General features: G+C 71.6%; 6 protein-coding genes. 3 read left to right on the forward strand and 3 right to left on the reverse strand.

The genetic code is table 11. From position 1 onward, the window contains the following. The coding region (locus tag Q0C41_RS30270; protein ID WP_291990567.1) for an aminotransferase class I/II-fold pyridoxal phosphate-dependent enzyme at positions 1-848 on the reverse strand (848 nt) is incomplete at its 3' end. A gap of 126 nt (positions 849-974) precedes the next feature. Next, entirely contained in the window at positions 975-1,937 is a 963-nt protein-coding gene (locus Q0C41_RS30275) for a hypothetical protein (protein ID WP_291990569.1), read from the reverse strand. 76 nt (positions 1,938-2,013) lie between these two features. On the opposite strand from Q0C41_RS30275, the gene Q0C41_RS30280 reads away from it, so the two are divergent. After that, positions 2,014-2,700: a hypothetical protein gene (locus tag Q0C41_RS30280; protein WP_291990571.1), complete on the forward strand. Its 687-nt coding sequence runs from the start codon at positions 2,014-2,016 to the stop codon at positions 2,698-2,700. A gap of 18 nt (positions 2,701-2,718) precedes the next feature. Here the strand turns inward: Q0C41_RS30280 and Q0C41_RS30285 are convergent, their stop codons facing one another. Then, on the reverse strand, positions 2,719-2,859 hold the full coding sequence (locus Q0C41_RS30285; protein WP_291990573.1) for a hypothetical protein: 141 nt from the start codon (positions 2,857-2,859) through the stop codon (positions 2,719-2,721). 83 nt (positions 2,860-2,942) lie between these two features. Here Q0C41_RS30285 and Q0C41_RS30290 point away from each other — a divergent pair, with 83 nt between their 5' ends. Together Q0C41_RS30290 and Q0C41_RS30295 are read left to right on the forward strand one after the other, a co-directional pair. Continuing rightward, positions 2,943-3,419, forward strand: coding sequence for a (2Fe-2S)-binding protein (locus Q0C41_RS30290; protein ID WP_291990575.1), 477 nt, complete (start codon positions 2,943-2,945; stop codon positions 3,417-3,419). Then, the coding region (locus tag Q0C41_RS30295) for a molybdopterin cofactor-binding domain-containing protein (protein WP_291990577.1) at positions 3,412-3,937 on the forward strand (526 nt) is incomplete at its 3' end. The genes Q0C41_RS30290 and Q0C41_RS30295, both read left to right, overlap by 8 nt.

Here is a 3,937-nt window from a genome sequence, read left to right on the forward strand (position 1 = left end):
ATGCGGGCGAGGTACCACTTGACGTTGTCGGCCGACCCGGCGAAGAGCGAGACGCCTGCCCCGGCCAGCGTGACCTTCGAGGTGGAGCCGAAGACGAAGGCACGGTCGGCGTGCCCATGGCGCGCGCACGCCTCGATGAGGCTCGGGATCTCGATGCGTTCGTCGGTGAGGTGGTGCACCGCGTAGGCGTTGTCCCAGAAGATGCGGAAGTCCGGCGCGGCCGTCGGCATGGCCGCCAGCCGATCGACGACGGCGTCGGCATAGACGGCGCCCGACGGATTGCTGTACTTGGGCACGCACCACATGCCCTTGATGGCCGCGTCCTCGGCTACCAGGCGCTCCACGAGGTCCATGTCCGGACCGTCGGCCCCGAGCGGCACCGGGATCATCTCGATGCCGTACTCCTGGCAGATCGCGAAGTGGCGGTCGTAGCCAGGTACCGGGCACAGGAACTTGACCACCGGTTCGCGCGACCAGGGACGCGCACTGCCCACGGTGCCCTTGAGCAGGCTGTAGGCCACCGCGTCGTGCATCAGGGCGAGGCTGGAGTTGTCGCCGATGATCACCTGGGCCGGCGTGGCGCCGAACAGCGGCGCGAGCAGGGCGCGCAGTTCGGGCAACCCCTGCAGCCCGCCATAGTTGCGCACGTCGGTCTTGTCGGCGGCGAGCACATCGCCCTGCCCCGGCAGGTCGAGCAGGCCATTCGAGAGGTCGAGCTGTTCGGCGGACGGCTTGCCCCGCGTCAGGTCGAGCGCGAGTCCGCGAGCGCGGAAGGCGTCGTACCGAAGCTGGATCTGGTCGTGGAACGCGGTGAGGTCGGCAGTCGGGACGGTCTGAAGTTGGGCCACCAGACAGAGAAGGTACCCCAGGAACGCCGGCGACGGCGCGCCATGACTCCCCGTCATGGGGCCCATACCCGAACTGGATGACTGGGGGGGCGGCGCGGGCGCCAACCCGGCGACGGACCTCGGGCCCTACATCAGGTCGGTGCGCCAGACGCGGATGTCCTCCGGCGGCAGCGCCAGGGCGGCGGCCCCGACGCCGAGCCGCCCCAGATACAGCCGATCGGCCGACGGCGCGGAGGCCACGACGACGAGTTGCGGCGGCAGGAACCCGGCGGGCAGCCAGCCGTGCAGCACCAGGCGCGCCTCGGCGGGATCACGCGCGATCATCGCCTGCAGGATGGCGCCGACGCGGGCACCGGTCGGGTCGCGGTCGCCGCACTCCTCGAGCGTCCACGTGCCGTCCTCGACGCTCAGCACCACATACGCCACGGCCCGCGTCCCCTCCTCGGCGACCAGGAACTGCAGTTCCCGTCGTCCTGCGACGCCGAGACCCGCAAGCAACCGCTTTCGCGTAAAGGCGAAGGCCATCCGGCCCGCATCACGCTGCAGGTGAAAGCGCGTGCCATGGGCCGACGCCGCCGCCATGTCCACCACCATGGCGAGATCGCCGAGGTCGCCGCCGCGCACGGGCGCCATCGGCGCGCCCCGGCGCGTCGACTCCGTCACTCGCAGCGTCAGGTCCAGCGTCGGCAGCGGCCCGAAGCCCGCAGGCACCACGTCAGTGACGGCGGCCGTGGTGGACACCAGCGCGAGGTCGTCGCCTGCGGCCGTGGCCGCCTCGACGACGCGGGCCACCAGCAGCCGCAGCGAGACACCACCGGAGTCGTCGTGTTCCACGAGATCTCCCACGCCGCAGATCCGGACGCGTCGGCCATCGAGGCTCCCCTCGAGGTCGTAGCGATGCGCCGATGCCAGGACGCGCGAGCCATCGTCGACGAGCGCCGTCCAGTGACGATGGGCACGCCCCCACGGTGACTGCGCGAGGGCGCGCTCGTAGCGGGCCCAGGACTCGCGCGACAGGCCATGGGCTGGTGGGGCCGTGGCGAGCATCTGCGTCAGGAGCGCGCCGTCGACCGGCACCAGCGTGGGCATGCGGGCATTATGGGCGCCCGCGTGACGTGTGCCGGGCGGGACAGCGCCCGGGCGCCGGGGCGTCCACGGTAGACGGATGACCCTCCCGTCTCTGAGGACCTCGTTGTTCGGCATGCTCGCCACCACGGCGTTCGCGGTGGCCCTCGAGGCTGCCCCTGCCGACACGGCCGCGCTGTCGAGATACCGCGGGTTCATCCTCGAGAGCAGCGTGGCCGAGGTACTCGGCACGAGTGGCGCACGCCCGGCCGACGTGGAGACGCTGCACACACGGCCGGCGCCCATTCAACAGCTCGAGTGGCGGGCGCCCTACGTCGGCAGCACGGTCGTGGATGCCGACCCGGTGCGCTCCATCCTCTTCGCCTTTCACGAGGGCCAGCTGTACCAGATGACGGTGACCTACCACCGGGAGCGGACCGAGGGGCTGTCCACGGCCGACCTCGTGGCCGCGCTGACCGAGACCTATGGTCCCCCGGTGGCGAGCACCGTGCGGGCCCGCGCGGGTCAGGTGACCAGCGAGACGATCACGCTGGCCCGCTGGACCGGACCCGACCAGTCGATCACGCTGACGCGTGGATCCTACGCGCCCGACGTCCAGCTCATCGTGCGTGCGACCGGGCGGGCCGAACGGGCCGCCGCGACGATTCGCGAGGCTCGGGCGCTGGACACCGCCGAGGCGCCGGCCCGACAGCAGGAGGCGCGTGACAAGGCGCTGGCCGAGGCCGCCGCGGCCAAGCGCCGCAACAAGCCGGCGTTCAAGCCGTGAGGCCCGGCGCGAGAGGCGTCAGGAGCGACTGGACGTGCGCCGCTCGGCCAGCCAGGATCCGCTCATCGAACCGAGGTAGGCCGCGCGGGTGCGCGCGCCGTTGACGTAGAAGACGGCGACGGTCGCCGCGCAAGCAAGGACACCGAGAGTGAGCAGCATGAGCCTGTACATGCTGCCATGGTTCGGCCGCACGCGCTGTGCGATCCGGCGCAGCGCGCGGCGGCAGGCGTACCATCGACCCCATGGCGAAGCTGACGCTCACGGTCAATGGCCGTCCCTGGTCGGGCGACGTGCCTGAAGAGACCAGCCTGCTCGAGGTGCTGCGCGAGCACTTGATGCTGTCAGGCACCAAGTACGGCTGCGGCGAGGGCCAGTGCGGCAGTTGCACGGTGCTGATCGACGGGCGCGCGTCGCGCGCCTGTGTCACGCCGGCCTCCCGGGCCCGCGAGGTCGTCACGATCGAAGGGCTGGCCAGCGACGGCCAGTTGCATCCGGTCCAGCGCGCCTTCATCGAGGCCCAGGCCTTCCAGTGCGGCTTCTGCACCCCCGGCATGGTGATGGGCGCGACCGCCCTGCTGGCGCGTACGCCGTCGCCGACCGACGCGGACATCCGCACCGCGCTCGACGGCCACCTGTGCCGCTGTGGCACGTATCCGCGCATCATCGCGGCCGTCCGCGCCGCCAGCACGACGATGACACGGGAGCGCCGACGTGGCTGACGATCGTCGCACGGCGTACAAGCGTCGCTTCGACGGCGATCTCGAGCCGGAGTCGTACGAGATCGTCGACATCCTCGACACCCTCACGCCGGACCGTCGCGCCTTCCTCGCCACCCTCGGCGGCGGCCTGCTGTTCCTCGTCACGGTCCGCGCGCAGGATCGCGACCTGCCGGTGCGCGTGCAGGTGACCGACGACGGCACGTATCGCGCCTTCACCGGCAAGATGGACATGGGACAGGGGTCCCGGACGCTGCTCACCCAGGCCTTCGCCGAAGAGCTCGGCGTGCCGGTCGAACGCGTGACCCTCGTGATGGGCGACACGCGCCTGTGCCCGGACGATGGCGGCACATGGGCGAGCATCACGACGCCCCAGACCGTGCCGGTGATCAGGAAAGCCGCAGCGGCAGTCCGCGCCGCCCGCACCGGCGGCACCGACGCGCTCACCGCGCCCGCAGCCTGGACGACGCTGGGCCGATCCATTCCCAACACGACGAGCCTCGCCATCGTCACCGGCGCGA

The sequence above is a fragment of the Luteitalea sp. genome (genome assembly GCF_022842525.1).
In the GTDB taxonomy this organism is placed as follows: domain Bacteria; phylum Acidobacteriota; class Vicinamibacteria; order Vicinamibacterales; family Vicinamibacteraceae; genus Luteitalea.

Coding starts and splice junctions, on each gene's coding strand:
- Q0C41_RS30280 (WP_291990571.1), top strand. CDS start 2,014: ATGACCCTCCCGTCTCTGAGGACCTCGTTGTTCGGCATGCTCGCCACC.
- Q0C41_RS30285 (WP_291990573.1), bottom strand. CDS start 2,859: ATGCTGCTCACTCTCGGTGTCCTTGCTTGCGCGGCGACCGTCGCCGTC.
- Q0C41_RS30290 (WP_291990575.1), top strand. CDS start 2,943: ATGGCGAAGCTGACGCTCACGGTCAATGGCCGTCCCTGGTCGGGCGAC.
- Q0C41_RS30275 (WP_291990569.1), bottom strand. CDS start 1,937: ATGCCCACGCTGGTGCCGGTCGACGGCGCGCTCCTGACGCAGATGCTC.